27 protein-coding genes are annotated in these 25,851 nt (G+C 42.6%); 24 read left to right on the top strand and 3 right to left on the bottom strand.

What is annotated here, in order from left to right; all coding sequences use genetic code 11:
- Positions 1-22 precede the first annotated feature (22 nt).
- The gene (locus GUA46_RS01710) at positions 23-796 is read left to right on the top strand and encodes a patatin-like phospholipase family protein (protein WP_176619037.1); all 774 of its coding nucleotides are present in this window, start codon (positions 23-25) and stop codon (positions 794-796) included.
- A 15-nt stretch (positions 797-811) separates the two neighbouring features.
- On the opposite strand, the gene GUA46_RS01705 is transcribed toward GUA46_RS01710, so the two are convergent.
- Positions 812-1,861 carry a ferredoxin--NADP reductase gene (locus GUA46_RS01705; protein WP_176619036.1) on the bottom strand — a complete coding sequence of 350 codons (1,050 nt, stop codon included), beginning with the start codon at positions 1,859-1,861 and terminating at the stop codon, positions 812-814.
- Positions 1,862-1,981: 120 nt separating this feature from the next.
- Between GUA46_RS01705 and GUA46_RS01700 the strand changes: the two genes are divergently transcribed.
- The 22 genes from GUA46_RS01700 to GUA46_RS01595 all read left to right on the top strand — a co-directional run bounded on the left by GUA46_RS01700 (position 1,982) and on the right by GUA46_RS01595 (position 22,921).
- Entirely contained in the window at positions 1,982-3,451 is a 1,470-nt protein-coding gene (locus GUA46_RS01700) for a DUF5687 family protein (protein WP_176619035.1), read from the top strand.
- Positions 3,452-3,472: 21 nt separating this feature from the next.
- Positions 3,473-4,168, top strand: a complete 696-nt coding sequence (locus tag GUA46_RS01695; protein WP_108245583.1) for an ABC transporter ATP-binding protein — start codon at positions 3,473-3,475, stop codon at positions 4,166-4,168.
- Positions 4,169-4,268: 100 nt separating this feature from the next.
- Entirely contained in the window at positions 4,269-6,800 is a 2,532-nt protein-coding gene (gene porW / locus GUA46_RS01690) for a type IX secretion system periplasmic lipoprotein PorW/SprE (RefSeq protein WP_417942307.1), read from the top strand.
- Between the two features lie 21 nt (positions 6,801-6,821).
- The gene (locus GUA46_RS01685) at positions 6,822-7,241 is read left to right on the top strand and encodes a bactofilin family protein (RefSeq protein WP_108245581.1); all 420 of its coding nucleotides are present in this window, start codon (positions 6,822-6,824) and stop codon (positions 7,239-7,241) included.
- Complete coding sequence (locus GUA46_RS01680) at positions 7,219-7,449, top strand: AtpZ/AtpI family protein (RefSeq protein ID WP_108245580.1); 231 nt, start codon at positions 7,219-7,221, stop codon at positions 7,447-7,449. Before GUA46_RS01685 ends, GUA46_RS01680 begins: the two co-directional genes overlap by 23 nt.
- Positions 7,446-7,835, top strand: coding sequence for a hypothetical protein (locus tag GUA46_RS01675; protein ID WP_176619034.1), 390 nt, complete (start codon positions 7,446-7,448; stop codon positions 7,833-7,835). Before GUA46_RS01680 ends, GUA46_RS01675 begins: the two co-directional genes overlap by 4 nt.
- A gap of 118 nt (positions 7,836-7,953) precedes the next feature.
- The gene (gene atpB / locus GUA46_RS01670) at positions 7,954-9,093 is read left to right on the top strand and encodes a F0F1 ATP synthase subunit A (RefSeq protein ID WP_176619033.1); all 1,140 of its coding nucleotides are present in this window, start codon (positions 7,954-7,956) and stop codon (positions 9,091-9,093) included.
- Positions 9,094-9,130: 37 nt separating this feature from the next.
- The gene (atpE, locus tag GUA46_RS01665; protein WP_053970734.1) at positions 9,131-9,322 is read left to right on the top strand and encodes an ATP synthase F0 subunit C; all 192 of its coding nucleotides are present in this window, start codon (positions 9,131-9,133) and stop codon (positions 9,320-9,322) included.
- Positions 9,323-9,418: 96 nt separating this feature from the next.
- Positions 9,419-9,919 (top strand): F0F1 ATP synthase subunit B, encoded by a 501-nt coding sequence (locus GUA46_RS01660; protein WP_108245577.1) that lies wholly within the window; start codon positions 9,419-9,421, stop codon positions 9,917-9,919.
- 6 nt (positions 9,920-9,925) lie between these two features.
- Positions 9,926-10,465: an ATP synthase F1 subunit delta gene (gene atpH, locus GUA46_RS01655; protein WP_176619032.1), complete on the top strand. Its 540-nt coding sequence runs from the start codon at positions 9,926-9,928 to the stop codon at positions 10,463-10,465.
- Positions 10,466-10,467: 2 nt separating this feature from the next.
- On the top strand, positions 10,468-12,048 hold the full coding sequence (gene atpA / locus GUA46_RS01650) for a F0F1 ATP synthase subunit alpha (RefSeq protein ID WP_176619031.1): 1,581 nt from the start codon (positions 10,468-10,470) through the stop codon (positions 12,046-12,048).
- Positions 12,049-12,128: 80 nt separating this feature from the next.
- On the top strand, positions 12,129-12,989 hold the full coding sequence (atpG, locus tag GUA46_RS01645; RefSeq protein WP_176619030.1) for an ATP synthase F1 subunit gamma: 861 nt from the start codon (positions 12,129-12,131) through the stop codon (positions 12,987-12,989).
- Between the two features lie 349 nt (positions 12,990-13,338).
- Positions 13,339-14,604: a ParB N-terminal domain-containing protein gene (locus tag GUA46_RS01640; protein WP_176619029.1), complete on the top strand. Its 1,266-nt coding sequence runs from the start codon at positions 13,339-13,341 to the stop codon at positions 14,602-14,604.
- An 8-nt stretch (positions 14,605-14,612) separates the two neighbouring features.
- On the top strand, positions 14,613-15,221 hold the full coding sequence (locus GUA46_RS01635) for a hypothetical protein (protein WP_176619028.1): 609 nt from the start codon (positions 14,613-14,615) through the stop codon (positions 15,219-15,221).
- Positions 15,222-15,506: 285 nt separating this feature from the next.
- Complete coding sequence (locus tag GUA46_RS01630) at positions 15,507-15,992, top strand: hypothetical protein (RefSeq protein ID WP_176619027.1); 486 nt, start codon at positions 15,507-15,509, stop codon at positions 15,990-15,992.
- 133 nt (positions 15,993-16,125) lie between these two features.
- On the top strand, positions 16,126-17,589 hold the full coding sequence (locus GUA46_RS01625; protein ID WP_176619026.1) for a lipopolysaccharide biosynthesis protein: 1,464 nt from the start codon (positions 16,126-16,128) through the stop codon (positions 17,587-17,589).
- Positions 17,579-18,013, top strand: a complete 435-nt coding sequence (gene dut, locus GUA46_RS01620; RefSeq protein WP_176619025.1) for a dUTP diphosphatase — start codon at positions 17,579-17,581, stop codon at positions 18,011-18,013. The genes GUA46_RS01625 and dut overlap by 11 nt, the downstream gene beginning before the upstream one ends.
- Before the next feature lie 82 nt (positions 18,014-18,095).
- Positions 18,096-19,112, top strand: a complete 1,017-nt coding sequence (locus GUA46_RS01615; protein WP_176619024.1) for a sugar phosphate nucleotidyltransferase — start codon at positions 18,096-18,098, stop codon at positions 19,110-19,112.
- A gap of 43 nt (positions 19,113-19,155) precedes the next feature.
- Positions 19,156-20,073: a tetratricopeptide repeat protein gene (locus GUA46_RS01610; RefSeq protein ID WP_176619023.1), complete on the top strand. Its 918-nt coding sequence runs from the start codon at positions 19,156-19,158 to the stop codon at positions 20,071-20,073.
- On the top strand, positions 20,073-20,852 hold the full coding sequence (gene lolB1, locus GUA46_RS01605) for a lipoprotein insertase outer membrane protein LolB1 (protein WP_176619022.1): 780 nt from the start codon (positions 20,073-20,075) through the stop codon (positions 20,850-20,852). The genes GUA46_RS01610 and lolB1 overlap by 1 nt, the downstream gene beginning before the upstream one ends.
- A gap of 52 nt (positions 20,853-20,904) precedes the next feature.
- Positions 20,905-22,080 (top strand): murein hydrolase activator EnvC family protein, encoded by a 1,176-nt coding sequence (locus GUA46_RS01600; protein WP_229418413.1) that lies wholly within the window; start codon positions 20,905-20,907, stop codon positions 22,078-22,080.
- A 4-nt stretch (positions 22,081-22,084) separates the two neighbouring features.
- Complete coding sequence (locus GUA46_RS01595; RefSeq protein ID WP_176619021.1) at positions 22,085-22,921, top strand: aldo/keto reductase; 837 nt, start codon at positions 22,085-22,087, stop codon at positions 22,919-22,921.
- Between the two features lie 3 nt (positions 22,922-22,924).
- Here the strand turns inward: GUA46_RS01595 and GUA46_RS01590 are convergent, their stop codons facing one another.
- Both GUA46_RS01590 and GUA46_RS01585 read right to left on the bottom strand, forming a co-directional pair.
- Positions 22,925-23,437: an acyl-CoA thioesterase gene (locus tag GUA46_RS01590; protein ID WP_108245565.1), complete on the bottom strand. Its 513-nt coding sequence runs from the start codon at positions 23,435-23,437 to the stop codon at positions 22,925-22,927.
- 58 nt (positions 23,438-23,495) lie between these two features.
- The gene (locus GUA46_RS01585; protein WP_176619020.1) at positions 23,496-24,440 is read right to left on the bottom strand and encodes an HU domain-containing protein; all 945 of its coding nucleotides are present in this window, start codon (positions 24,438-24,440) and stop codon (positions 23,496-23,498) included.
- 105 nt (positions 24,441-24,545) lie between these two features.
- On the opposite strand from GUA46_RS01585, the gene dprA reads away from it, so the two are divergent.
- Positions 24,546-25,652, top strand: coding sequence for a DNA-processing protein DprA (gene dprA, locus GUA46_RS01580; protein ID WP_176619019.1), 1,107 nt, complete (start codon positions 24,546-24,548; stop codon positions 25,650-25,652).
- Positions 25,653-25,851: the final 199 nt, after the last annotated feature.

Here is a 25,851-nt window from a genome sequence, read left to right as displayed (position 1 = left end):
AGTTTATTGATTCTGAACAAAAATGCTAGAAGATAAATCCATAGGCCTGATTCTTTCCGGAGGAGGTGTTCGGGGCATGGCACACATAGGTCTCATTAAGGCCATGCGGGAACATGAAATTGAAGCCAAAGTAGTGGCCGGAACAAGTATTGGAGCTCTGGTGGGTGCGTTGTATGCCAACGATAATTCGGTAGAGGACATGCTCAAGTTCTTCAAAGAGACCCCATTGTTCCAGTATAGTTTTTTTGCCATCAACAAACCGGGGTTTATTGACACGGAACGGTATTTCGGGATTTTTAAGCATTTCTTCCCCGAGAACAATTTCAAAAGTTTGAAGCGTCCCCTTTTCGTGGTCGCTACGGATTTATTGAAAGGAACGGAAAAGGTTTTTTATGACGGTGAACTCATCAAACCATTATTGGCATCTGCTGCCTTGCCGCCTGTTTTTAGCCCCGTGACCATTGATAATATATTATATGCCGATGGGGGCATTATGAACAATTTTCCAAAGGAATATGTGGACCATATTACGGATTTCACTATTGGAAGTAATGTGTCCATAACCGTACCCTTGGGGAAAAAGGATTTGCGAAATTCCTTTCAGTTGACAGCAAGGGTCACCAGTTTAATGATCCATGCATCCAACCACGAGAAGATGCTCGAATGTGATTTATTTATAGAACCAGGCGAACTGGAAACCATAGGTGTCCTTGATAAAAAAGGTATTGAAAATGCCTTTAACATCGGTTACGAACATGGGAGTAGGGCCTTGGAAAAATTATTGGCCAAAACCTAATAGGTCCCCTTTGATCTACACATCGTCATAATCCACCTTAATGCTCGGAGTGGTGGGATGGGATTGACAGGTTAGGATAAACCCTTCTTCAATTTCACTATCGGTCAAGATCTGGTTTCTTACCATTTCGACCTTTCCTTTGGTAAGCCGGGCAATGCAGCTACTGCAAACACCGCCTTGGCAAGAATACGGAGCATCAATATCTTCTTTTAGGACAGCATCCAGCACGCGTTCCTTTTTGTCCATTACAAAGGTAAAGGTCTCATCGTCCAAAAGAACTTCCACCCTAGTTTTTCCTTCCAGTTCTTCGGCAAGTTCGTCATCGCCCTCATCATCGGTGGTAAAGAGCTCAAAATGTATTTTCTCCTTGGCAACGCCATTGTCCTTGAGGGTATCCGTTACCTGCTCGATCATTTCTTCTGGCCCACAAAGGTAAAAGCCATCAAATTGGGTTCCCTTGAACTTGTTTTTAAGCACGAAGTTCACGGTCGAACGCTCTATCCTTCCAAAAAGAGCATCTTCCTCGGTAGACCTGCTGTACACATACTGTACAAAAAAGCGGTCACCATATTGCTCTTTAATAGATTGGATGGTGTTAAAATACATGGTCTCTTCGGGAGATTGATTTCCGAACACCAAGACAAAAGTGCTTTCTGGGTTGCTCTCCAAAACTGTTTGGGCAATGCTCATAATGGGAGTAATGCCACTACCAGCGGCAAAAGCAGCTATTTTCTTTGTTGAGGTTTCATCAAAGGTAAATCGTCCCTCTGGCAACATAACGTCAATTTCGTCCCCGGCCTTCAATTGCTCGTTGGCAAACACGGAAAAGGTTCCCCCTTCCATTTTTTTGATGCCCACCGTCAATTTTCCGGACGAAGGTGGTGATGAAATGGAGTAGGCCCTTCGGAGCTCTTTTCCATTCAAAGTGTACTTTAAAGTAATGTATTGTCCCGCTTTAAAGCTGTAATCCTCTTTTAAGTTTTCCGGTATGTCAAAGGTAAGGGCCACGGCATTTGGCGTCAATCGGTCCACCGCGGCTATTTTTAAGGCATGAAAATGACTCATGTATCGAATTTTGCTGCAAAATTAAGCATTACAGTCCTTTTGCACATCTATTTTTATAAAAAGCATGTTTCTTCTGTAACAAATCCAATAAATTAGACACCAACTAAAAAAACGCCGACCATGCTCAAACATTTTATTGGACTCCAATGGAAATCATTTTTTAGATCTGCAACCTTTAAAACAGAAATTTGGTTTAAGATATTGATGGCCTTGGGGGCCCTATACTTTATTGTGGTTTTCCTCGGAATGGGCGTAGGGGCCTTTTTCTTGATCAAGGAAATGGAAATTGGAGACCCGCTTCGTGTCGTGAACCAGTTTATGATTTACTACTTGGCCTTTGACCTCGTTTTTAGGTATATGCTGCAAAAAATGCCTGTCACCAATATCAAACCATTGCTCTATTTGCCCATAAGCAAGAGCAAGGTGGTCAATTTTTCATTGGGAAAAACGGTGATATCCTTTTTCAATATTGCTCACGCCTTCTTTTTTATTCCGTTTAGCATTGTGTTGCTTACCCAGGGCTACCCGCCCTTGCAGGTCATTGGTTGGCACTTGGCCTTGATGGCCTTGATCTACTGTAATAACTTCATCAATGTAATGGTGAACAACCAGAACGTGGTCTTTTATGTGATTGCAGTATTGTTCATTGTTGCCGGTGCATCACAATACTATCAATGGTTTGATATTACCATCTACACCGGCCCAATTTTTGACTTTTTCTATGATATCCCTTGGACGGCCATTATACCTTGGATGATTTTGGTCGGATTGTACTACGGTGCTTTCGCCTATTTCAAAAAACATATGTATCTGGATGGAGGTCTGGCCAAAAAGCAGACCGAAGCCAAGACCGAGAATCTGGAGTGGTTGGACCGCTTCGGGAACTTGGGTACTTTCTTGAAGAACGACATCAAACTGATAAAACGAAACAAAAGATCGCGTTCCGCTGTGATAGCGGGAGCCTTTTTTATCTTCTATGGACTCCTGTTTTTTACGGGAGCGTTGGAAGTCTACGATGGCCCTTTCTGGAAAATCTTTGCGGGGATATTCGTTACAGGAGGATTCCTGTTCAGCTTTGGGCAGTATGTGCCTAGTTGGGACAGTAGCTACTATCCTTTGATGATGAGCCAGAACATCAAGTACCGGGAGTACCTATCTTCAAAATGGTATTTGGTGATTATAGCTACCATTATTTCCACCATTTTGGCCACCTTCTACATCTATTTTGGGTGGGAGGCCTACGCAGCGGTATTGGTTGGTGCCATTTATAATGTGGGAATCAACAGTTATTTGGTGCTTTGGGGCGGAGCTTATGTAAAGACCCCGATAGACCTTACGTCCAACAAAAAGGCATTTGGCGACAAGCAGGCCTTTAATGCCAAGACCTTGTTGCTCACCTTGCCCAAACTGGTCTTGCCCATAGGGATTTATGCCATTGGTCACTTTTTGATCAACCCCATGGCGGGATACATATTTGTAGCGGTCTTTGGACTGCTCGGGTTCGTTTTTAAGAACAAAGTGTTCACCATGATCGAAGGCATTTACAAAAAAGAGAAATACAAAACATTACAAGCTTACAAACAGAAATAACACACCATTAATAAAAAATACATGATTACAGTTCATAATTTAACCAAGACCTACGGCCAAAACACAGTTTTGAACATTGAACATTTGGAAATTCCCAAAGGGCAGAGCTTTGGCCTCGTCGGTAACAACGGAGCAGGTAAAACAACGCTTTTCAGTTTGTTGTTGGATTTGATTCAGCCTTCATCCGGCCATATCATCAACAAGGACGTACAAGTGGACCAGAGCGAGGATTGGAAACCGTTTACGTCCGCATTTATTGATGAGACCTTCCTGATAGGATACCTCACGCCCGAAGAATACTTCTACTTTATCGGAGAGCTGCGTGGCAGGAACAAGGCCGATGTAGATGCCCTGTTATCCAATTTTGAAGATTTTTTCCATGGCGAGATATTGGGTCAGAAAAAATATTTGCGGGACCTTTCCAAAGGAAACCAAAAGAAAGTGGGCATTGTGGCCAGCTTTATCGGGAACCCCGAAGTGGTGATCTTGGACGAGCCTTTTGCGAATTTGGACCCGACCACCCAAATCCGATTAAAGGGAATCATTAAAGATCTCGCGGCAAAAGAAGGGGTGACGGTATTGGTCTCTAGTCACGATTTAATCCACGTAACCGAAGTTTGCGAACGTATCGTGGTGCTCAACAAAGGAGAAATCGTTAAGGATATCCATACCTCGGCTGAGACCATGAAGGAACTGGAAGCCTTCTTTGCGGGCTGATGTTTGAAAAGCGACACTGAAAATTCTTGCATTTTATCGATAAGCCTTATAATAATCCGCTCAATTTTGAGTTTAAGCTTACACAAGATTATCGATAATTTTGAAGCTTCATCACACATTTTTAGGCGCCATGGTCTTGGGAGGACTTGCATTCAATGCATGTTCCACCCAAAAGGACAAGTTCATCAACCGAAATTGGCACGCCATCAACACCGAGTTCAATACCTTGTACAACGGCAACCTTGCCTTTCAACAAGGGCTGGAAGAAATCAATGCCAACTACCGGGACGATTATTGGGAAATCCTTCCCGTGGAACGCCTCAAGGTGACCGATGAGATCAAACTCGACTCAGAGGACAACAATCCCAACTTCCTTATTGCCGAGGAAAAGGCCACCAAGGCCATCCAAAAGCACAGCATGGACATTAAGGACGAGGAGCGGAATCCGCAAATAGACGAAGCATTCCTTTTGCTTGGAAAGTCACGCTATTTTGACCAACGCTACATCCCGGCCCTGGAGTCCTTCAATTATGTCCTTAGAAAGTACAGCAAGAGCGACAAGTTGAACGAGGCAACCATTTGGCGGGAAAAAACCAACATGCGTTTGGACAATCCCGAAGTAGCCATCAAAAACCTGAAGAGACTTTTTAAATACGAGAAACTTAAGGATCAGGAATACGCCGATGCCAATGCTGTTTTAGCGCAGTGCTACATCAACCTGAACGCGCCCGATACCGCCATTCAAAAATTGAAAATATCCCAGGCCTACACCAAAAAGAACCCCGAAAAGGGAAGGTACCTGTTCATCATTGGGCAGTTGTACGATCAATTGGGGCATAAGGACAGTGCCAACTATGCCTACAATAAGGTAATAGACCTTAACCGTAAATCGCCAAGGGTGTACATGATCAATGCACACTTAAAAATGATACAGAACACGGAGCTCGCCGAGGAAAACCGAGAGGAGATGTTGGAATACCTCACCGATTTGGAGGAGAACCGGGAGAATAGACCGTTCTTGGACAAAATCTACCGTCAAGTGGCCGAATATCATATGGCCTATGGACAGGATAGCTTGGCCTTGGCCTATTACAATAAATCCATTCAGGCGACCCAAGGCGAACGCAAATTGTACGCTTTGAACTATCAGAGCTTTGCGGACTATTATTTTGATGAAGGCGAATATCGATTAGCGGGTTCTTACTACGATAGCACGCTGACCAACTTGAACGAGAATACGAGAATACATCGCAACATCAGTAAAAAGCTGGACAACCTTGAGGATGTGATCAAGTACGAGGACATTGTGCAACATGCCGATAGCGTGATCACACTGTACCAAATGCCGGTTGCGGAGCGAACCGTATATTTCGAGGATTACATTGCTGAGATCAAGCGAAAGGAAGAAGCTGAGGCAGAGAAACAATTGGAGCGGACCAATGCCGGTTTTGCCACTTTTGCCAATAGCAAGGGAGGAAAGGAGAACCAAGGGAAGTTCTATTTTTACAATATTACCAGTCTAGGCCACGGCAGAAACGATTTTAAGACCAGATGGGGAACAAGAAGCCTTGAAGACGATTGGCGCTGGAGCAACAAATCCAAAACATTGGTTTCCGAAGCTACCGGAGAGGAAATTGCCGCTAACGATGAGGTGTTGACCGAAGACCAAAAATATTCAGTCGACTATTACTTGGAACAGGTTCCTACCGATATCGCTGTAATAGATAGTTTAAAGGGCGAGCGCAACTTCGCCAATTATCAATTAGGGTTGATATATAAAGAAAAGTTTAAGGACAATATGCTGGCCGCTGCCAAATTGGAGCGCGTACTATCCTCCAACCCGGAAGAGCGGTTGATTTTACCATCAAAATATAATCTCTACAAAATTTACGAGGAATCGGGAAGCCCATTGGCGGTGAGCATGAAGCAGAACATCATCACCAATCACCCCGATACCCGCTACGCAGAAATTTTGCTGAACCCGCAAGCGGTGTTGGACGGAAACACAGATAGTCCTGATGCGAGGTATGCCTCATTGTTTAAACAATATGAAGACCAACAGTTCTTGGAGGTGATTACCCGATCGGAAGAATATATCAATCAATTTACCGGAGACCCAATAGTGCCTAAGTTCGAGATGCTGAAAGCCAATGCCATTGGCCGTTTGCAAGGTTTTGAACCCTTTAAGGAAGCGCTGAACTATGTGGCGCTTACCTACCCCAACAATCCCGAGGGGAAAAAGGCGGAACAGATGGTAGAGGAGCAACTCCCCAAATTGGAGACCAAGGAGTTTTCCCCAGAAACAGGTTCCACAGGAGCAGGAAATTGGAAAGTGGTTTTTCCGTTCAAAATCAAAAATGATGAAAATGCGACCAAGCTCAAAAACCGTTTGGTCGAGGTGGTGGACGAACTAAATTACAAGAACATTATATCAAAGGACATCTATAATTTGGAAAATGAGTTTGTGGTGGTACATGGTTTTCCATCCAAAGATTTTGCCCTAGGCTTTGCCGAGCTTATAAAAAATAATAAGGACTACCTCATTAAAGATGAGAATTTTGTAGTTTTATCCGACAATTATAAAATTATACAGGTCCACAAGAATTTAGAATCATACAAAGCACAATTTTAATCCCCAAAACCCTAGAACACTATGTTTTCTGACAACAAAAAACCACGACCTATGAATGAATTTGGCGGGCAGCCCAACAGAATTGAAAAGAACACTACCATAAAGGGAGATATTACTTCCGAGGCCGATTTTAGAATAGACGGCAAATTGGAGGGCAACGTTACCACATCGGGCAAAGTAGTTATCGGAAAAGATGGCTACATCAACGGAAAAGTGGAATGTGTGAACGCCGATATAGAAGGCAAGTTCAATGGCGAACTCAATGTTAAAGATCTTCTTTCCCTGAAATCTTCTGCATATATTGAAGGCACTGTGAGTGTAGCAAAATTGGCAGTGGAACCCGGAGCAACCTTTAATGCCGCCTGTACTATGGGCAAGGGTACTACATCTGCCACCAAAATGCAGTCGACCGCGAAAAATGAGCCAGCAAAAGCCTCCTAAAAAATATCAAAAAACAATTAATACAGCCGCCCGTTTGTCTGGTTCCGCCATTCAAATGGGTGTTGTTATTTATTTGGGGGTATGGGGCGGTAAATGGTTGGACGGCCATTTTGAAACAGAAAATGTTTTCTTGCCGATCTGCACTCTGTTGGCCGTTGCGATTTCCATATATTTGGTAATCCAACAACTCAAAAAAATCAACGATTGAAAATTAGGTATTACCCAATCCGCTTTGTCTCTTTTCTTTTAGTTGGGTTGTTGATTTTGTTCTACGCACAGTCTTGGTTTTTGGAAAACCACAGGCACAACCTTTATACGATTCAGTTGATAAAAAGTTATGTGCTCAATGCCATAATGGCCTTGATCGTTTTTTTTGTGATTTACATTTTTAGAAATAAATATCGGGATTTACTGGGTTTCTTTTTTTTGGGCGGGAGTCTTCTTAAGTTTGCTCTTTTCTTCATTTTTCTATATCCTTCCTTTATTGCGGACGGTACGCTGGAGCGTTTGGAGTTCCTTATCTTTTTTGTTCCGTATGGATTTGCGCTCGTTCTGGAAACCTACTTTTTGGTGAAACTGCTTAATACTGTGTGACAAAGGCCGGATTTTCATCAAAAAAAACAAAGAAAAAAATAATACCCGAAAAAGCTTTTTTCTTTTGAAGGAGCAATGTATTTTTGCACCAATTTTTGAGGACCCATAGTTGGATCATATGCGATATTCTTTTTTCAGTAAAAAACTAGTTGCCGTAATTTTTTTAATTGCGGGATTTGTATCGGCCCAAAATCATGAGGGAGAGGAAGTTGAAACCGGTGCGCATGATTTAAAGACCCAGATCAAGGAATATATTGATCATCACTTGTTGGATTCGTATGACTTCAATCTGTATTCCTACACTACGGACCAAGGAGAGCACAAATACATCGGGTTCCCGCTTCCTGTGATTCTTTGGGACAATGGACTCAAGGTTTTTTCTTCTTCGCAGTTTGAGCACGGTGAGGCCGTAGCTGAAGTGGATGGAAATCACTACGCACTTTATCACAACAAAATATACAAGACCGATGCCGAGGGAACCATTAATTTTGGTGGCCATCACGGTGACGAAACTCATACCGAGGATGCTTTTGGGGAGAATTTGGTAGTGGATGATGCCCATCCGACCAACGAAAAGCCACTGGATTTCTCCATTACCAAGAACGTTGTTTTTATCATGGCCGTTGCGCTTTTGATGTTTTTGGTCTTCCGTTCTATGGCGAAAAGATATCAGAAGAGTACCATGCCAAGAGGTGTCGGAAGGTTTTTGGAGCCTTTGGTACTTTTTGTTCGTGACGAGATTGCCATTCCAAATATTGGAGAACACAAATACAAGAGATACATGAGCTACTTGCTGACCGTATTCTTCTTTGTGTGGGTCATCAACTTATTGGGGCTTACCCCACTTGGCGTAAATGTGACCAATAACATTGCCGTTACTTTTGCTTTGGCAATGATTACTTACCTTATCACAACTTTTACGGGGAACAAGAACTACTGGAAGCACATCTTTTGGATGCCGGGCGTGCCGGTTCCTATGAAAATAATATTGGCGCCCATCGAATTGTTGGGAACTTTCATCAAGCCATTTTCGTTGATGATTCGTTTGTATGCCAACATTACTGCGGGTCACGTGGTATTAATGAGTATTATCGGGTTGATGTTCATATTTAAGAACTGGATAGGAAGCCCATTGTCTTTCTTGTTGGCATTCGCTCTTTCCTTGTTGGAATTGTTGGTGGCGGCATTGCAGGCATATATTTTCACCATGCTGTCCGCCCTTTATTTTGGTATGGCGGTAGAAGAGGATCATCATTAATTAAGAATAGAACGTTTAATATTTAAATTCATATATCATGACAATTCCAAACATCGTAGGTGCTGGTTTGATCGTAATCGGAGCAGGATTGGGTATCGGTAGAATCGGTGGACAGGCAATGGAAGCTATTGCACGTCAACCTGAAGCTTCTGGTAAAATCCAAACAGCAATGTTGATTGCAGCAGCCCTTATTGAAGGTATCGGTTTCGCAGCTCTTTTTGCAGCTTAATAACCGTAAAAACATTGATGAAGGCCATAGCGGTTGGCTATGGTCCTTCATTAATTTTAAAGTGATAGAGTTTAAAGAATTCATATTTTAAGATAAATGGAAAAGTTAATCGAGCAGTTTTCCTTCGGGTTGTTTTTCTGGCAATTATTGCTTTTTGTGGCTCTTTTGTTCTTGCTCAGAAAGTATGCGTGGAAACCGATCCTTGGAGCAGTTGAAAAACGTGAAGAGGGTATCAAAGGTGCACTTGAAGCTGCGGAAGCCGCAAAGAAAGAAATGCAGAATGTCACTGCTGACAGTGAAAGACTTCTAAAAGAAGCCAGAGCCGAAAGAGATGTTTTGTTAAAAGAAGCTAGGGACATTAAGGCCAATATTATTGCCGAGGCCAAGGAGCAAGCCCAGGTGGAAGGCGATAAGATGATCAAGCAAGCACAAGCGACCATCGAAAGTGAAAAGAAAGCTGCCGTAGCCGATATTAAAGCTCAGGTGGCAAATCTATCTGTGGAGATTGCCGAAAAGGTAATCAAACAGGAACTATCCGATAAAGGCAAACAGGAAAAGTTGGTCGAGGATATGTTGGGCGATATTAAACTGAACTAGAAGACCATGAACCAAAACAGGGCAGCCATACGTTACGCAAAAGCAACTTTGGATTTCGCAGTCGAAAAGAAAGCGGCCGATGCCGTCGAAAAGGATATGCGGGAAATAGCTGCGACCATTTCTGACAGCGTGGAGCTTCAAAATATGTTGGAGAGCCCAATCATAAAATCAGAGGTGAAACGAAACAGTTTGTTGGAAATCTTCAAAGGTGCCAACGAAATCACCAAAGGACTACTTCAGACGTTGATAAGCAACAAGCGTATCGATATGCTACAGGAAGTGGCCTTTAAGTACATTATCCTTCACGAAAAATTGAAGGGTGAGGAGGTAGCTTATGTTACAACTGCCGTTCCATTGACATCCGAATTGGAAAAGAAAATTTTGGAAACGGTCACCAAGGCCACCGGAAATAAGGTTACCCTGGAGAATAAAATCGATGAGAGTATCATCGGAGGATTTGTGCTTAGGGTGGGAGATACCCAATACGATGCGAGCATCGCGAACAAATTGAACGGATTAAAAAGAGAATTTACAAATAGTCTATAAAAATGGCAGGAGTAAAAGCCGCTGAGGTATCAGCAATTTTGAAAAAACAGTTATCAGGTTACGAAGCATCCGCTTCTTTGGATGAAGTAGGTACCGTATTACAAGTAGGTGATGGTATTGCCCGTGTATATGGACTTTCCAATGCCCAGTACGGGGAGTTGGTAGAGTTCGACGGTGGCATGCAAGGTATCGTTCTTAACTTGGAGGAAGACAACGTAGGTGTTGTATTGTTGGGCCCATCCAAAGAAATCGTGGAAGGAGCTACTGTCAAGAGAACTGAGCGTATCGCTTCCATCAACGTTGGTGAAGGAATTGTTGGCCGTGTGGTGGATACCTTGGGTAAGCCTATCGACGGTAAAGGACCTATTTCTGGCGAAACCTACGAGATGCCTTTGGAACGTAAGGCTCCTGGTGTAATTTTTAGACAACCCGTTGACGAACCTATGCAGACGGGTATCAAGGCTATCGATGCCATGATTCCAGTAGGTCGTGGACAAAGGGAGTTGGTAATTGGTGATAAGCAAACAGGTAAGACTACCGTTTGTATCGATACCATTCTTAACCAAAAAGAATTTTACGATGCGGGTGAGCCGGTTTACTGTATCTACGTTGCCGTAGGTCAGAAAGCATCAACGGTTGCCGCCATCGCCAAAACGTTGGAAGAAAAAGGAGCTTTGGCCTATACGACCATTGTTGCCGCAAACGCTTCCGACCCTGCTCCGATGCAGGTATATGCTCCATTCGCTGGTGCCGCTATCGGTGAGTTCTTCAGGGATACAGGCCGTCCGGCTTTGATTATCTATGATGACTTGTCAAAACAAGCGGTTGCTTACCGTGAGGTTTCCTTGCTTTTGAGAAGACCTCCAGGTCGTGAAGCATACCCTGGTGACGTTTTCTTCTTGCACTCAAGATTGTTGGAGCGTGCCGCCAAGGTTATCGGTGATGATGATATCGCAAAAAATATGAACGACCTTCCAGAGTCGTTGAAATCGATAGTAAAAGGTGGTGGGTCGTTAACTGCACTTCCAATTATCGAGACACAGGCAGGTGACGTTTCCGCTTATATTCCTACCAACGTAATCTCGATTACCGATGGTCAGATATTCTTGGAGCAAGACTTGTTCAACCAAGGTGTTCGTCCTGCGATCAACGTAGGTATCTCCGTTTCCCGTGTGGGTGGTTCTGCGCAGATCAAGTCCATGAAGAAAGTGGCAGGTACATTGAAGCTTGACCAAGCCCAGTTCCGTGAATTGGAAGCTTTCGCCAAGTTCGGTTCCGATTTGGATGCCGCTACCTTGAACGTAATCGAAAAGGGACGTAGAAACGTGGAAATCTTGAAACAAGGTCAGAACGATCCATTCACAGTAGAAGATCAGGTGGCCATCATCTTTGCTGGTTCCAAGAACTTATTGAGAGATGTTCCTGTGGACAAGGTAAAAGAGTTTGAAAAAGATTACTTGGAGTTCTTGAACGCTAAGCATAGAGATGTGTTGGATACCCTTAAGGCAGGTAAGTTGACCGATGAGGTTACAGATACATTGACAGCTGTTTGTAAAGACCTTTCAAGCAAGTATAAAAATTAGTCCAAAGTATTCAGTAGTCAGTATTGAGTCGGTAAAAGTGCTCAATACCCAATACCAGAATCTCAATACTAAACAATAGTATGGCAAATCTAAAGGAAATACGTAACAGGATATCATCCATCTCATCAACGATGCAGATTACCAGTGCCATGAAAATGGTATCGGCCGCCAAGTTGAAGAAGGCTCAGGATGCTATTACGGCGATGCGTCCCTATTCCGATAAGCTGACCGAGCTCTTGCAAGGGCTTAGTGCAAGTTTGGAAGGAGACGGTGGAAGTGAGTATGCCGACAAAAGACCCGTAAACAAAGTTTTGGTAGTAGCCATCACATCCAATCGAGGTCTTTGTGGTGGATTCAACTCCAACATCATCAAGCAGAGCAATAATTTGGTGTCCAATAAGTATCCGGGGAAACAGGTCGATTTCTATACCATTGGTAAAAAAGGAAACGACATCCTTAGAAAAAGACACACTATTTTGGGTGACCAGAGCCGTGTTTATGATGATTTGACTTTTGACAATGTTGCCGAAATCGCAGAGCTTTTGATGCGTTTGTTCACTAAAGGAGATTATGATAAAATCGAATTGGTGTACAACAAGTTCAAGAACGCTGCCACCCAGATTGTGATGACTGAACAATTCCTGCCCATTGTTGGAGCGGAAGGTGATGAGGCCATTGCAGCGGATTACATTTTTGAGCCATCAAAAGTAGAAATTGTAAAAGAATTGATTCCAAAATCCTTGAAGACACAGTTGTTCAAGGCCATTAGGGATTCTTTTGCCAGTGAGCACGGTGCCCGTATGACCGCCATGCACAAAGCAACGGACAATGCCGCTGAGCTCAGAAACGAATTAAAGTTGACCTACAACAAGGCTCGTCAAGCAGCGATTACCAACGAAATCCTTGAAATTGTTGGTGGAGCGGAAGCATTGAACAATTAAGACGAACCAAAGTGAGGCTAAATATTCAATAGAAGAGGCCTTGCACAACATAAGATTACCACTTTCATAATATGAAAAGGCCACCCATTCGGTGGCCTTTTTGTTTTGAGCTTTTTGGCCCATTTTTCATGGCGATTTACCCGTCAATTATGGAAAAACCCCAGTTTTTTTAAGGTTTTTGTCCAATCCATTGTCAAAAAAAGTTGTTAGTTTAGTTGCTACACAATCCCCATTACTTGTCAAGCGCAGCAGAAATGTACGTAAGCACAACGCTCATATACAAGGTGTTGCGTTACATTTTTTAAAAAAGATTCCCCAAATCTTAGTATAAATTAAAATTGAACAAGTAATGAAACTACTGAAGAAACTACTCCTCGTAATGCTATTGGCTCTGTTGGCCTGGAACTGCGAAAAAGAAGAGACCAACTACCTTGAACCAATCCAAGAAACAGAAGGCAATGTGCAGCTAAAGGCATTGACCATTGATGAGCTGCCCGATTTTTCTGGTTCCATAGCACAGCAGACCTCCAAGGTGGGCTGGGCCTCCAAAAACGACGGTTCGGACGTGGTGCTGGACGGCAGCCGCGTGCTAGTAGTGACCGACTCAGTGGGGAATACTACCTACTCGCTGCGGATGTACGTCGCCGATACCCCTCACAACGTATTTTATAACGTGGTGGCCAAGCAGACCCACGAAGGGGTACAGCGGGAGCCCTTTGTGCTGCGCTACGAGGTGGACGAGGACTACTGGCCCGAATATGTGGCGGGGCCACGACAGGAAAAACCGTTCAAGGGCTCCATAGGGGTATATACTTTGGAAGCCTTTGGCCTGCAAATGGACCAGAACGGCAAAATGGGCAGTGAACCGGAGCCCTGTCTGGAAGTGAATGCTGATGGAGGCGACGGGGACAGCGGTTATAGTGGCGGTGGTAGCAACAGTCAACCAGAAGAAGGAAGTTCCAGTTCTGGAGGTGGTGGCAGCAATGATCCGGGCAGCTATTACGACTATTGGAACACCTATGCGCCGGACAATGGTGGAGGTGCCGGCGACGACACCGAACCTTTTGTGGAAGTTGGCGAAGGAAATTTTGGTGGCCCGGGGACCGATGGCATTTTAAAGGCCATTGCCATAACGGGCAAGAGTGCTGACTGCCCCGAGGAAAACACCCTATTGCCGATTAATGAGGAGGATGCAACGGAAGACCCTAGTTGTGAAAGTTTTGACTATTATAAAGTTGGAAATACAGGTGTTCAAGTAGCTGGTGTAAATGGTGTTTGGGATGTGGTTACTAAATGGGGCAAATGTCCTGGCATTGGCGTTGCTGCATCATACCAAACTTATTATTTTCATTTACCTGCATATTGGAACCCAAATTATGCAGCTGAAAGAAGTGCAGATGCTTTGGCAGGTGCATTTTTCGATTTGCAGAAATGGTTTCAGAAGCAACCTTGCAGTCAAATTAATACGGGTGTACTTGCATTGAAAATGGATCAGTTTATAAAGGAAAATTTCCAAGAAATTGGAGGGCAGGCAACAAGAAATGCCCCTTTGGGTTGGTTGGGAACACCGAGACAATATAAAGAAGATTGGTCGGATACTGATGATTGTTATTAAATTTATGTATGAATTCAATTTCGTGGTATTTAGTTTTATCGTGCTTAATCGCTCAGACAATGGTTATTGATGAAAGTGTTTTATGCAAATCGTTCTCAGATGTGTTTAAAGATTCTACTTACATAGAATTAAATATGAGCAATTCTGTAGATTCTGGTCTAACATCCTACGACTATTGCACAGTTGATGGGATGGCAGGGCAATATCATTTTTTAGGATTTCCTGTAGAAAAGATAGCTGCTAAAATAGAATTTGCCAAGGATAAAAATTTCAAGGAAATTCTTGTAATACTTAAGGTATGGGATGCGGAACCGTTCTATAAAAAAGTTGTCCGTAAATATGGCATGCCCAATACATCTGGCTTATCCAAGTTTTATCTAGAAAAGCACGGGTTTAAAATACCAGTTGAAGTGCACAAAGATTCTTTGGATAAATATTACGAACAAATACCCAAACCAGAAGTAAAGGATTTCCATGAAATTCAAAGTTTGGCGTGGTATGATATTAACAAGAAAAACAATTGTGTTTTAACCGACCTTTTGATTAAAAACAGGACAAATCCCGCTAACAATTTCCAAGAAAAGGAGATTTGGGTTTCCTTTAAACGTGCTAGATGATTTATTTTTTAGTTGCAACCATAGCATTTTATTAGGAGTTGAAAAGACTTTAAGCTCAGCAACGGAGTGGAAGTCTTTTACAATTGACCCAAAGGTATCGGCAACTTCCATTTTACTTTATGGACTGTTTTTTTTGTATGAAATTAAAGAGTAAGTCCTGCCCATAGTTTATAACATTACACCGAAAACTTAAATAGGGTCGGTCAAAACCGATGAGAGTATTTATACACGAAAAAGACTTTTCTTTATATATTAATATTGTGTTTAAAAGTGTCTAATCATAATATGAAAATTGAAAGCTTGATAAGTAAGAACATATTGAATGTTCCTTTCGAATATAAAGTGCTTGACTCGAGGGGAAATTCTGGTTCAATAACCTATTTGATTACTGGCGCCAAGCAGGAGTTTTATACCAAACCATTGAAACATATTTTGGTAAAGACCGATGAGGAGGGGATTATAAAACAGTTATTGACCGATTTTCAAGGTATTGTGGATGAAGAATTCTATTGGTTTTTGGTACTTGAATTTGGAGAGGCCGATCTAATGCTTAAGCATGAAATTGAAACCCAAAGAAAGGCTATACAAGTTAATGGAACAACGTCCACAGAGACTAAAAGCACCCTAAAGAAGTGTGGCATTGGGGACGACCCTTTATTTATTATATGGGATAATCCTGAATTGAAGATGATGTTATCCATTATCAGGGAAAGCAACAAAACAGAATTGACGATAGGGGAAATTCCATTCACAAAAAATACAATCAAATAATAGAGTTAAAATAACCATTCATTAATATTAAAAGGCCACCGATTCGGTGGCCTTTTTGTTTTTCTTAGGATAATAAGGTTTAGGTAGTAACGGCTTTTATGTAACTTGTAGCACCATAAAGAAGCAATACCTATTGAATCCATTAAAGAGGCTTTTTAAACAAACGTTTATCTATGGTTTGGCCACGGTAATGCCAAGAGTGCTTTCGTTCCTGTTAGTGCCCTTGTACACTTCTGTAATGGACCCGGAAACCTATGGCGAAATTTCAGTAATCTTCTCATGGTTTGCCATTTTTAATGTGGTCCTGGCCTATGGTATGGAAACGGCATTTTTCCGTTTTTTCAATAAGTATGACGACAAACAGAAAGTGATATCGACCTCATTGATTTCACTGTTGTTATCTTCTTTGGTATTTTTTGCGGTAGCCTTTATTTTTAAAGGCACATTTGCTTCGCTGATAGATGTTCAGAGATCATTGGTCATATACATCATCCTTATTTTGGTCTTGGATGCCTTGGCCATAGTCCCTTTTGCTTGGCTAAGGGCCAACGAGCGACCGTTGCGGTATTCCATCGTAAAGGTAGTCAGCGTGGCGATCAATTTGCTCTTGAACGTTTTCTTCCTAACGATGTTGCCAAAGATGGCCCAAAATGGGGAAGCGCTGTGGACCGCGATCTATAAGCAGGATTTTCAGATTGAATACGTCTTTATCGCCAACGTTGTTTCCAGTGGTGTGGCCTTTGTATGGGTCAGTGGAATTTATTTCGAACGAAGATACAGGTTTGACAAGCTATTATGGAAGGAGATGCTAAGGTACTCATTGCCCATAATGCTTGCCGGATTGGCATTTACCATAAATGAGGTTTTTGATCGTATCCTGCTCGATTACTTGTTGCCGGAGGACATTGCCAAATCCGAAATAGGAAAGTACTCCGCTTGCTACAAATTGGCCGTTTTCATGACCTTGTTCGGAACCGCCTTTCGATTGGGCGTAGAACCTTTCTTTTTTAGTCATGCCAAAACCGAAAACCCAAAAAAGGCCTATGCCCAGATCACCAATTATTTTGTGATCATGGGAAGTATGATATTTTTAGGTGTAATGGTTTTCATAGACCCATTAAAACAACTATTGGTGCGCGACCAAGCATTTTGGGAAGCCTTGGATGTTGTTCCAATCATACTTTTGGCCAGTTTCTGTTTGGGTATTTACCATAATCTATCCGTTTGGTACAAGGTAACCGACCGGACCAAGTTTGGGGCGTATATTTCATCAGTAGGGGCCTTCATCACCTTGGCCATCAACATCACTTTGATTCCAAAAATGGGATATATGGCATCTGCATTGGCCACTTTGGCGGCCTACGCAAGTATGATGCTGCTATCCTATCACTATGGAAAAAAATACTATCCCATACCGTACAATATGCGGAAAATCGTATTCTACATGTCCGTATCCCTCGTATTTTCAATACTTTCGTTCTATGTTTTTAATAGAAATTTAATAGCCGGTGGCATACTACTTTTGTTATTTTTGGGGTTAGTGTACAAGATGGAAGGAGATAAATTAAAAAGCATATTTATAAAGCGTGAAAATTAAGATCATCAACAAATCAGGGCATAAGTTGCCGCATTATGAAACCCTTGCCTCGGCCGGAATGGATTTAAGGGCGGATTTGGAAGCACCTATAACATTGAAGCCTTTGGAAAGGGCCATTGTCCCCACAGGACTTTATATGGAGCTTCCTGTCGGCTTTGAAGCACAAGTGAGGCCACGTAGTGGACTGGCGGCAAAAAAAGGAATCACGGTGCTTAATGCGCCGGGAACCATTGATGCTGATTATCGTGGAAATGTAGGGGTAATTCTGGTGAATCTTTCCAATGAGGATTTTACCGTGGAAAACGGCGAGCGCATTGCCCAAATGGTGATTGCGAAGCACGAGCGAGCCGAGTGGGAAGAGGTTGAGGCCCTTTCGGAAACCGATAGGGGCGAAGGTGGATTCGGAAGTACCGGCACCAAATAAAAAAGAATGTCAGGTCGAGCGTAGTCGAGACCTTTTAAATAGCGTATAACTTTAAAAGATACCCGCCTCAGCGGGCATTTCTATGAAAATAATCGTACCCATGGCGGGCAGGGGATCTCGTCTAAGACCGCACACATTAACAGTTCCAAAACCATTGATACCCGTTGCGGGCAAACCTATTGTGCACCGATTGGTTACCGACATCGCCAAGGTGTTGGGAGAGCCCATAGAGGAAGTCGCCTTTATTTTGGGCGACCCCGCCTTTTTTGGGGAGGATGTTGTGGAAAGTTTGATGGAATTGGCCGATGAACTGGGAGCCAAGGGATCCATCTACAGACAGGATCAACCATTGGGAACAGGCCACGCCATAATGAGCGCCAAAGAATCATTGAGCGGTCCTGCGGTGATCGCTTATGCCGACACCTTGATTCGTGCTGACTTTGATCTGGATAAATCCGCTGACAGTGTTATTTGGGTAAAACAGGTGGAGCGTCCAGAAGCCTACGGGGTGGTTCAATTGAACGAGAACAAGGAAATCGTCGAATTGGTCGAAAAGCCGCAGGAGTATGTCTCAGACTTGGCCGTAATCGGTATTTATTATTTTAAGGATGTGGGAGTGCTCAAGGATGAGTTACAACACGTGCTGGATAACGACATCAAACACGGTGGGGAATATCAAATCAATGACGGCATCAAACGCATGATGGACAAGGGCATGAAATTTGTTCCGGGCAAAGTGGACGAATGGATGGACTGTGGCAACAAAAACGTGACCGTGGAGACCAATCAGCGTATGTTGGGCTTTTTGGAGAAGGAAGGAGAGCAAATGGTGGCCAATTCCGTAAAGCAGGAAAATGCCAATATTATTGAACCTTGTTTTATTGGGGAGAATGTTGTTTTGAAAAACACAACGGTCGGACCTTATGTGTCCGTTGGGGCTAACACCGTTTTGGAAAACTCAACGGTAAAAAACAGTCTGATACAGAGCAATAGCAAGATCAGCAACGCCAACTTGGATAACGCCATGATTGGCAACCATGTGGTCTATAATGGTAATTTTGAGACCATTAGTATTGGAGATTATTCCGTTTTGGAATAACTTTGGAATAGCTTTTAGTTTGATGGGGACTTAGGATGTTTATATGAAAAAGGAACTTCTCGTTTGGTTGGTTATGGGAGCATCAACAGTGATGCAATATAATACCTATGCCCAAGAAGAACAGGAAAGCTCCGAAGTCTACCTTGAAGAATATACCGATGAGTTTCAAGAAAACTTCTTTGAAGCCTTAAAGCAAAAAGGTATCCAGAACTACGATAGGGCCGTGGATCTGTTCCTGAAATGCAAGCAATTGGAGCCCGACAACAGTGTGGTGGATTATGAACTCGCCAAAGCGTATATGTTGGATAAAAAATATGTGCAGGCCCAAGATTATGCCGTTACGGCATTGTTATCAGAACCCACGGATTATTGGTATTTGGATAATTTGTTGACCATTCTGGACAAGCAGGGCAGTCCCATAGAAAGAATTAAACAACGAATACCTTATCAAAATAAAAAACTGCAGCAGAACATGGCCGTTTCCCTGTTCAAAATGAAAAAGTATGGGGAAGCATCAAAAGTGCTGGAGGATCTGGAGAGTTCTCAATTGAAATCGGACCTCAAGGAAAAAATAGGCGATTCGCTTCAAAAAGATAAACAACCGGATGCGGCACCTGTCTTAGAGAACCGCGCAAACCCTGATGATCCATTGGCCACAGAAAAGGCCCGGATGGAGCAATTAATAGCAGCATCGGATTTTAAGAAGCTATTGAACGATTCCCAAGAAGCGTTGGATGCCTATCCGTTGCAGCCCTATTTTTATTATGCATACGGAACAGCTTTGAACAATACGGGAAACCCCAATAAAGGTGTAGAGGTTTTGGAAAGTGGTCTGGACTACTTATTGGACGACGACGGTTTGAAGAATAAAATCTACCGGCAGCTTTCAGAAGGGTATTCCAAAATCGGAAACGCCCAAAAAGCGAACGAATATTTGAACAAAATCAATTCAGGATTATAATGAACCTATATAAAAATATTGTTAGAATAACGGTCATCTTGACTTTACTGATCACTTTCGGCGCATGTAAGGGAACCAAGTCCATTACCGGTGGAGAAGTGAACCCAAAGCTTTCAGCTAAGAACATCATCAATGCCCATTATTCCAATGAGCCCAAGTTCAAAACGTTGAGAGGTCGTGTAAAAATTGATTATACCAACGGGGACGATTCCCAAGGGGTAAACGTAAGTCTTCGAATGGAAAAGGATAAGGTGATATGGATGAGCGCGCCCCTAGGTGTGGTCAAGGCCCATATCACACCGGAGAAGGTATCTTTCTATAACAAGCTCCAGAACGAATATTTTGACGGTGACTTTAGTTATCTTAGTGATATGCTCGGAACGGAGCTGGATTTTGAGAAAGTACAAAACCTGTTGCTCGGAAATGCAGTCATGGATTTACGTAAGGAAAAGTTCAACTCGGAGGTGAATAATGGCAACTATCAACTAAGGCCAAAAGCTGCACAGGAATTCTTTAAGATACTGTTTCAATTGGAGCCCAAAAACTTCAAAATAGCTTCCCAACAAATATCCCAACCGGCAAGCTCAAGACAGTTGACGGCAAATTATACCTATCAGGATATTTCTGGAAAAATACTTCCTGAGGATATTAAGATAGTGGCGGAAGAAAAGGGTGAAGTGACAACGATAGATTTGAGTTTTCGTAACTTGGAACTCGATAAATCCATGACATTTCCCTATAAAGTGCCCAATGGATACGATAAAATTACATTAAAGTAATATGAAAGGTAAATTTTCATATTGTGCTTTTAGTCTGATAGTTATATTTTTTATGTCGACAAAGTCATTTGCTCAAACCAGTGAGCAAAAGGCGTTGGAGTCGAAGCGTGAGCGATTGCAAGAGGAAATCAAGGAAATCAATAGATTGCTCTTTGCCGAACGTAAGGAAAAGGGAACTGTTTTGGATCAGATGGAAGCTTTGGACAACAAAATAAATGTCCGTCAAGAACTGATTCGTGTTACCAATCAACAGTCCAATTTGCTAAACAGGCAAATCAATGTCAATATCAGGAATATCAGTAAGCTCCGTGAAGATTTAAAAATCTTAAAAGATGATTACGCTGAGCTCATTCAAAAAACCTATCAGAACAAATCGCAGAACAACCGCTTGATGTTCCTGTTGTCTTCGGAAAATTTCTATCAAGCATTTAAAAGGCTTCAATATATGCAGCAATATGCAAAGCATCGGAAGAAGCAGGGTGAGGGAATTGTCAAAAAAACAGAGGAACTTACCCAATTGAATCAAGACTTGGTACGTCAACGAAAAGAAAAGGACCAGCTCATAGCCGAAAATCAGAAAGCTAAGGCGGAATTGTCCAAAGAAATAGAGTCACAAAGAAGCCTTTTAACGAGCATAAAACAAAATGAAGCCAAATACACATCTGCAATCGCAGAAAAGCAAAAGGAGGCCCGCAAAATTGACCGAGAGATAGAGAGAATGATCAAAAGCGCAATTGCAAGTTCCAATAAAAGCTCAGGAAACTCTGCAAGCAGTGCCACATTCGCACTAACACCAGAAGCGAAACTATTGGCCGATAACTTCTCATCCAACAAGGGAAGGCTCATTTGGCCGGTAGAAAAAGGTATCAAAAGCCAAGGGTATGGTGTGTATGCCGATAAATTGTATCCAGGAATAAAACATAGGAACAACGGAGTTACCATCACCACGGATAAAGGTAGTATAGCAAGGGCCATTTTTGAGGGCGAGGTCATCGCAATTTTATCTGTTCCAGGTGGAAACAAAGGGGTACAGATCAAACACGGAAACTACATAAGTACATACTATAACCTATCCAATCTGTTCGTAAAAAAAGGGGATAAAGTGGCCGCCAAAGAGGCATTGGGAGAAATAAATACCAATCGGTTGGATGGCACCACTAAATTGAAGTTCTATTTGTATAAGGATTCCAATCGTTTGAATCCCGAAGATTGGATTTATCAACTATAACACTATGAAAGAAATAACAGATTTACAAGGCTCTTTTGAATTGCACAATGGGGTTCAGATGCCCTATTTTGGATTGGGTGTATATCAATCCGAAGACGGAAGCGAAGTGATCAATGCCGTAAAAGCTGCATTGAACCATGGTTATCGCCATATAGATACTGCGGCCATTTATGAAAACGAGGAGGGCGTTGGTACGGGTATCCGTGAAAGCAATGTGGACAGAAAAGACGTTTTTTTAACGAGCAAGGTCTGGAACACCGATCAGGGGTATGATGCTACTTTAAAGGCTTTTGACGCTAGTTTGGAACGATTGGGTACGGATTATCTGGATTTGTACCTCGTACATTGGCCAAAGGGCGAAATTTCCAAGGAAACGTGGAAGGCACTGGAAAAGTTATACAAAGAAAAAAGAGTCCGGGCCATTGGCGTGAGCAATTTTTTGCAGCATCATCTGGAAGATTTATTGACCTCTGCAGAGATTGTGCCCATGGTGGACCAAATGGAATTCCATCCCTATTTGGTGCAACAGGATTTGATTGATTTCTGTAACTCCAAAGGTATTCAGTACGAAGCTTGGTCTCCATTGATGCAAGGAAATATCTTCGATTTGGACATTATGAAGGATTTGGCCTCCAAGTATAATAAGACGATTGCCCAAATTGTATTACGATGGGACCTTCAAAAAGGAGTGGTCACCATTCCAAAATCATCTAAAGAAGAGCGCATCATTGCTAATTCCGACCTGTTCGATTTTGAACTATCCGAAGAAGATGTGCAATTACTTGATGGATTGGAGAAGGGCAAACGGTTTGGCCCCGATCCTAATAATTTTGCTTTCTAAAACTTAAGCGGTAAAAAGCGCCTTAAGTTCCGTGGCATCTGCGGGTTTTAATTTGCCGGCAAGCACCAAGCTTAATTGCTTTCTTCGCAGAGCAGCGGCAAAACGTTCCTTCTCTAAGTCGGTTTCAGGGTCCAGAGCGGGTACTTCCGTAGGTTTCCCGGTATCGTCTACCGCAACAAAGGTGTAAATGGCCTCATTGGCCTTGGTACGCTCACCCGTAAAGCGATCCTCTATCCAAACATCGATGAAAATCTCCATGGAGGTATTGAATGCACGTGAAACAGCAGCTTCCACGGTCACAACACTGCCCAATGGCACAGCTCGGTTAAAGGCCACATGGTTTACCGAAGCGGTAACGGTAATTCTACGGCTATGTCGTCGAGCGGCGATACTGGCAGCCCGGTCCATACGGGCCAAGAGTTCCCCGCCAAAAAGATTGTTGAGGGGGTTGGTTTCACTTGGTAATACCAAATCGGTCATTACCGTACGGGATTCACTGGGTTTTTTAGCGCGCATACCTTAAAATTTTGCGCAAAGATATTGAAGTGTGGAATGGTTTTAAAGGAAAGCGGGATTATTTCTCGGAAAGCATCCAAGCATCTCTTGATTCCTTGCTTTTTACCTCCCTTAAAAATATGAGAGCTTCCTTGGGGTCATCAAAACTATCATAGGCTACCTGATGCAATCCGTACTTGTTCACACCCAAATAAAATGCATTGTATCCCTTTTGTTTGAGTTGGTCCACCTTTTTGTCGGCATTTTGCTCTTCACGAAAAGCACCGGCAATAATGTGATGTTTGCCCAATTTCTTTTTGGTCACTTTAATGTTGATGGCGGGCAATTCCAATGGAGCACTTTCAAAAAACGTAGCTTCCTGGATCAAACGGGATACTTCTTGTTGCGCATCTTGTTGAGCGGCAACCTCTTTTTGTTGGAGTTCCCCATAAGTACGGTAGGATGTAGCACCAAAAGACACCGCCAACAGGATAACTGCCGCATACTTTAACCAAGGTCTAAAGGAAGTTTGTTCCCTTTTCTCTGGAGTGATGATAAATGGAATACGCTCTTCCAATTCTTCTATCTCTTCTTTGATGACCTCACGTTGAATTGGAGTAGCGGCAAATGTGGATAGTCCAAAGGAAGAAGTCAAAAAATTGATTTTTTCTTCGGGTTGAAACTGGATACGTTGTTCACTGTTATGCCACAATTTTCCGATTCCAAAAAGCTCAATGCTATCTCCTTGGGCCAATCTGGTGTTCCAATCGTCGGCAATGTTTTCCACTTCATGAAGCATATCCTCATACCCCAAATTCTTTTCTTTGGAGATATGGGACACCAACAAACCATCATTTTTGGACAGTTGGGCGTTAAAGGAAATGGTCTTGCTAGGTGGCACCAATGTATTGGTCGCCAAATCAATTTCTGCGGATTTACCATGGGCCAAAAAAGCCCCAAAACCTGGCACTACAACACAATTGTAATCGAACAACAATTTTTCTATGTATGAATCTATCCGCATAGGCACAAATATTGTAAAAAATGGGACAGTACAAAATAAGCCGGATAACTTTTTATTAACATTTGAAAATCTGTATTTTGTGGACAACTTTGACGCCCAAATCAAATGACTGAACCTGAAATTATTGCGGCCTTACGGTTGCAAAACATTCCGAATATCGGAGATGTTACGGCTAAAAAATTAATTGCCCATTGCGGAAGTTCAACAGCTATTTTTGAGGACAAGCTGCACCACCTTTTAAAAATTGATGGGATTGGAAAGATGACCTTAAAGGGTCTATTTGATACCATCCATCTGGAAGAAGCCCAAAAGGAGTTTGAATTTTTGACCAAAGAAGATATTATCATCTCTTATTTTATGGATGATGATTATCCTGCCCGTCTAAAGCATTGTGTGGATTGTCCGATTTTGCTTTTCCAACGAGGAAACATTGATTTGAACAACCAAAAAATTATCAGTGTGGTCGGGACTAGGAACGTAACCAACTACGGGACTTCATTTTGTACTCAATTTATTGAAGAATTAGCCCCGCTAAACCCGGTCATTGTAAGTGGCTTCGCCTATGGGGTGGATATTTCCATTCAAAAGGCGGCAATGGACCATGGATTGCAGACCATTGCCTGTATGGCACACGGGCTTAATCAAATTTATCCAAAGGTGCATGCCAAATATGAAACCAAGATGGAGAAAAACGGTGGTTTTGTCACGGAGTTTTGGAGCAACAGTCAACCCAATCGTGAGAATTTTCTAAAACGTAACAGGATTATTGCCGGAATCAGCGAAGCTACCGTTGTCATAGAATCAGCAGAGAAGGGCGGCAGTCTGGTCACGGCGGATATTGCACATGGATATCACCGGGATGTCTTCGCTGTTCCGGGAAGGGCGACCGATAAGTGGAGCAAGGGGTGCAATGACCTCATCAAATATCAAAAAGCACACTTATTGACCTCTGCAGCAGAGCTGGTTTACCTTTTAGGATGGGAAATTGAGGAAGAAAAACAGGAAAAAACGGTGCAAAAACAGCTGTTCGTCGAGTTGGATGAAACAGAACAGTCAATCTACTCCTACCTGCAGATAAACGGGAAACAGTTGCTGGATACCGTTGCTTTGGAGTGCAACCTGCCCATTTTTAAGGTTTCATCCACTTTATTGAACATGGAGATGAAGGGAGTTATCCGACCATTGCCCGGTAAAATGTTCGAAGCGGTGTAGTTGACATAGGTAAAAAGTTTTAGGTAAAGGGTATAGGGGTTATATTGATGGATGATTGGATTTTTGGGAAAAAGTGATTCTTCAGCTTAAAATAGGCACTAGTGCCTGCCGCTCATCTGAAAAAACAGCAACATAAACGAATTGAAGTGTTGGAAAACAACAGCTCATCGATGCAAGCCACAACAGAACAGTCACTCTG

This window comes from Flagellimonas chongwuensis (genome assembly GCF_013376415.1).
GTDB lineage: Bacteria > Bacteroidota > Bacteroidia > Flavobacteriales > Flavobacteriaceae > Flagellimonas > Flagellimonas chongwuensis.
This window is presented reverse-complemented; position numbering and strand designations above follow the sequence as displayed.

Bases quoted from the DNA above. Each gene is read 5' to 3' on its own strand.
- GUA46_RS01630 (WP_176619027.1), top strand. From the start codon at position 15,507: ATGAAAATTGAAAGCTTGATAAGTAAGAACATATTGAATGTTCCTTTC.
- GUA46_RS01615 (WP_176619024.1), top strand. From the start codon at position 18,096: ATGAAAATAATCGTACCCATGGCGGGCAGGGGATCTCGTCTAAGACCG.
- atpA (WP_176619031.1), top strand. From the start codon at position 10,468: ATGGCAGGAGTAAAAGCCGCTGAGGTATCAGCAATTTTGAAAAAACAG.
- GUA46_RS01635 (WP_176619028.1), top strand. From the start codon at position 14,613: ATGAATTCAATTTCGTGGTATTTAGTTTTATCGTGCTTAATCGCTCAG.
- GUA46_RS01700 (WP_176619035.1), top strand. From the start codon at position 1,982: ATGCTCAAACATTTTATTGGACTCCAATGGAAATCATTTTTTAGATCT.
- GUA46_RS01585 (WP_176619020.1), bottom strand. From the start codon at position 24,440: ATGCGGATAGATTCATACATAGAAAAATTGTTGTTCGATTACAATTGT.
- GUA46_RS01685 (WP_108245581.1), top strand. From the start codon at position 6,822: ATGTTTTCTGACAACAAAAAACCACGACCTATGAATGAATTTGGCGGG.
- GUA46_RS01610 (WP_176619023.1), top strand. From the start codon at position 19,156: ATGAAAAAGGAACTTCTCGTTTGGTTGGTTATGGGAGCATCAACAGTG.
- lolB1 (WP_176619022.1), top strand. From the start codon at position 20,073: ATGAACCTATATAAAAATATTGTTAGAATAACGGTCATCTTGACTTTA.
- GUA46_RS01680 (WP_108245580.1), top strand. From the start codon at position 7,219: ATGAGCCAGCAAAAGCCTCCTAAAAAATATCAAAAAACAATTAATACA.
- atpH (WP_176619032.1), top strand. From the start codon at position 9,926: ATGAACCAAAACAGGGCAGCCATACGTTACGCAAAAGCAACTTTGGAT.
- GUA46_RS01595 (WP_176619021.1), top strand. From the start codon at position 22,085: ATGAAAGAAATAACAGATTTACAAGGCTCTTTTGAATTGCACAATGGG.
- GUA46_RS01660 (WP_108245577.1), top strand. From the start codon at position 9,419: ATGGAAAAGTTAATCGAGCAGTTTTCCTTCGGGTTGTTTTTCTGGCAA.
- atpG (WP_176619030.1), top strand. From the start codon at position 12,129: ATGGCAAATCTAAAGGAAATACGTAACAGGATATCATCCATCTCATCA.
- atpB (WP_176619033.1), top strand. From the start codon at position 7,954: ATGCGATATTCTTTTTTCAGTAAAAAACTAGTTGCCGTAATTTTTTTA.
- GUA46_RS01640 (WP_176619029.1), top strand. From the start codon at position 13,339: ATGAAACTACTGAAGAAACTACTCCTCGTAATGCTATTGGCTCTGTTG.
- GUA46_RS01600 (WP_229418413.1), top strand. From the start codon at position 20,905: ATGTCGACAAAGTCATTTGCTCAAACCAGTGAGCAAAAGGCGTTGGAG.
- GUA46_RS01695 (WP_108245583.1), top strand. From the start codon at position 3,473: ATGATTACAGTTCATAATTTAACCAAGACCTACGGCCAAAACACAGTT.
- dprA (WP_176619019.1), top strand. From the start codon at position 24,546: ATGACTGAACCTGAAATTATTGCGGCCTTACGGTTGCAAAACATTCCG.
- GUA46_RS01710 (WP_176619037.1), top strand. From the start codon at position 23: ATGCTAGAAGATAAATCCATAGGCCTGATTCTTTCCGGAGGAGGTGTT.
- GUA46_RS01590 (WP_108245565.1), bottom strand. From the start codon at position 23,437: ATGCGCGCTAAAAAACCCAGTGAATCCCGTACGGTAATGACCGATTTG.
- GUA46_RS01705 (WP_176619036.1), bottom strand. From the start codon at position 1,861: ATGAGTCATTTTCATGCCTTAAAAATAGCCGCGGTGGACCGATTGACG.
- atpE (WP_053970734.1), top strand. From the start codon at position 9,131: ATGACAATTCCAAACATCGTAGGTGCTGGTTTGATCGTAATCGGAGCA.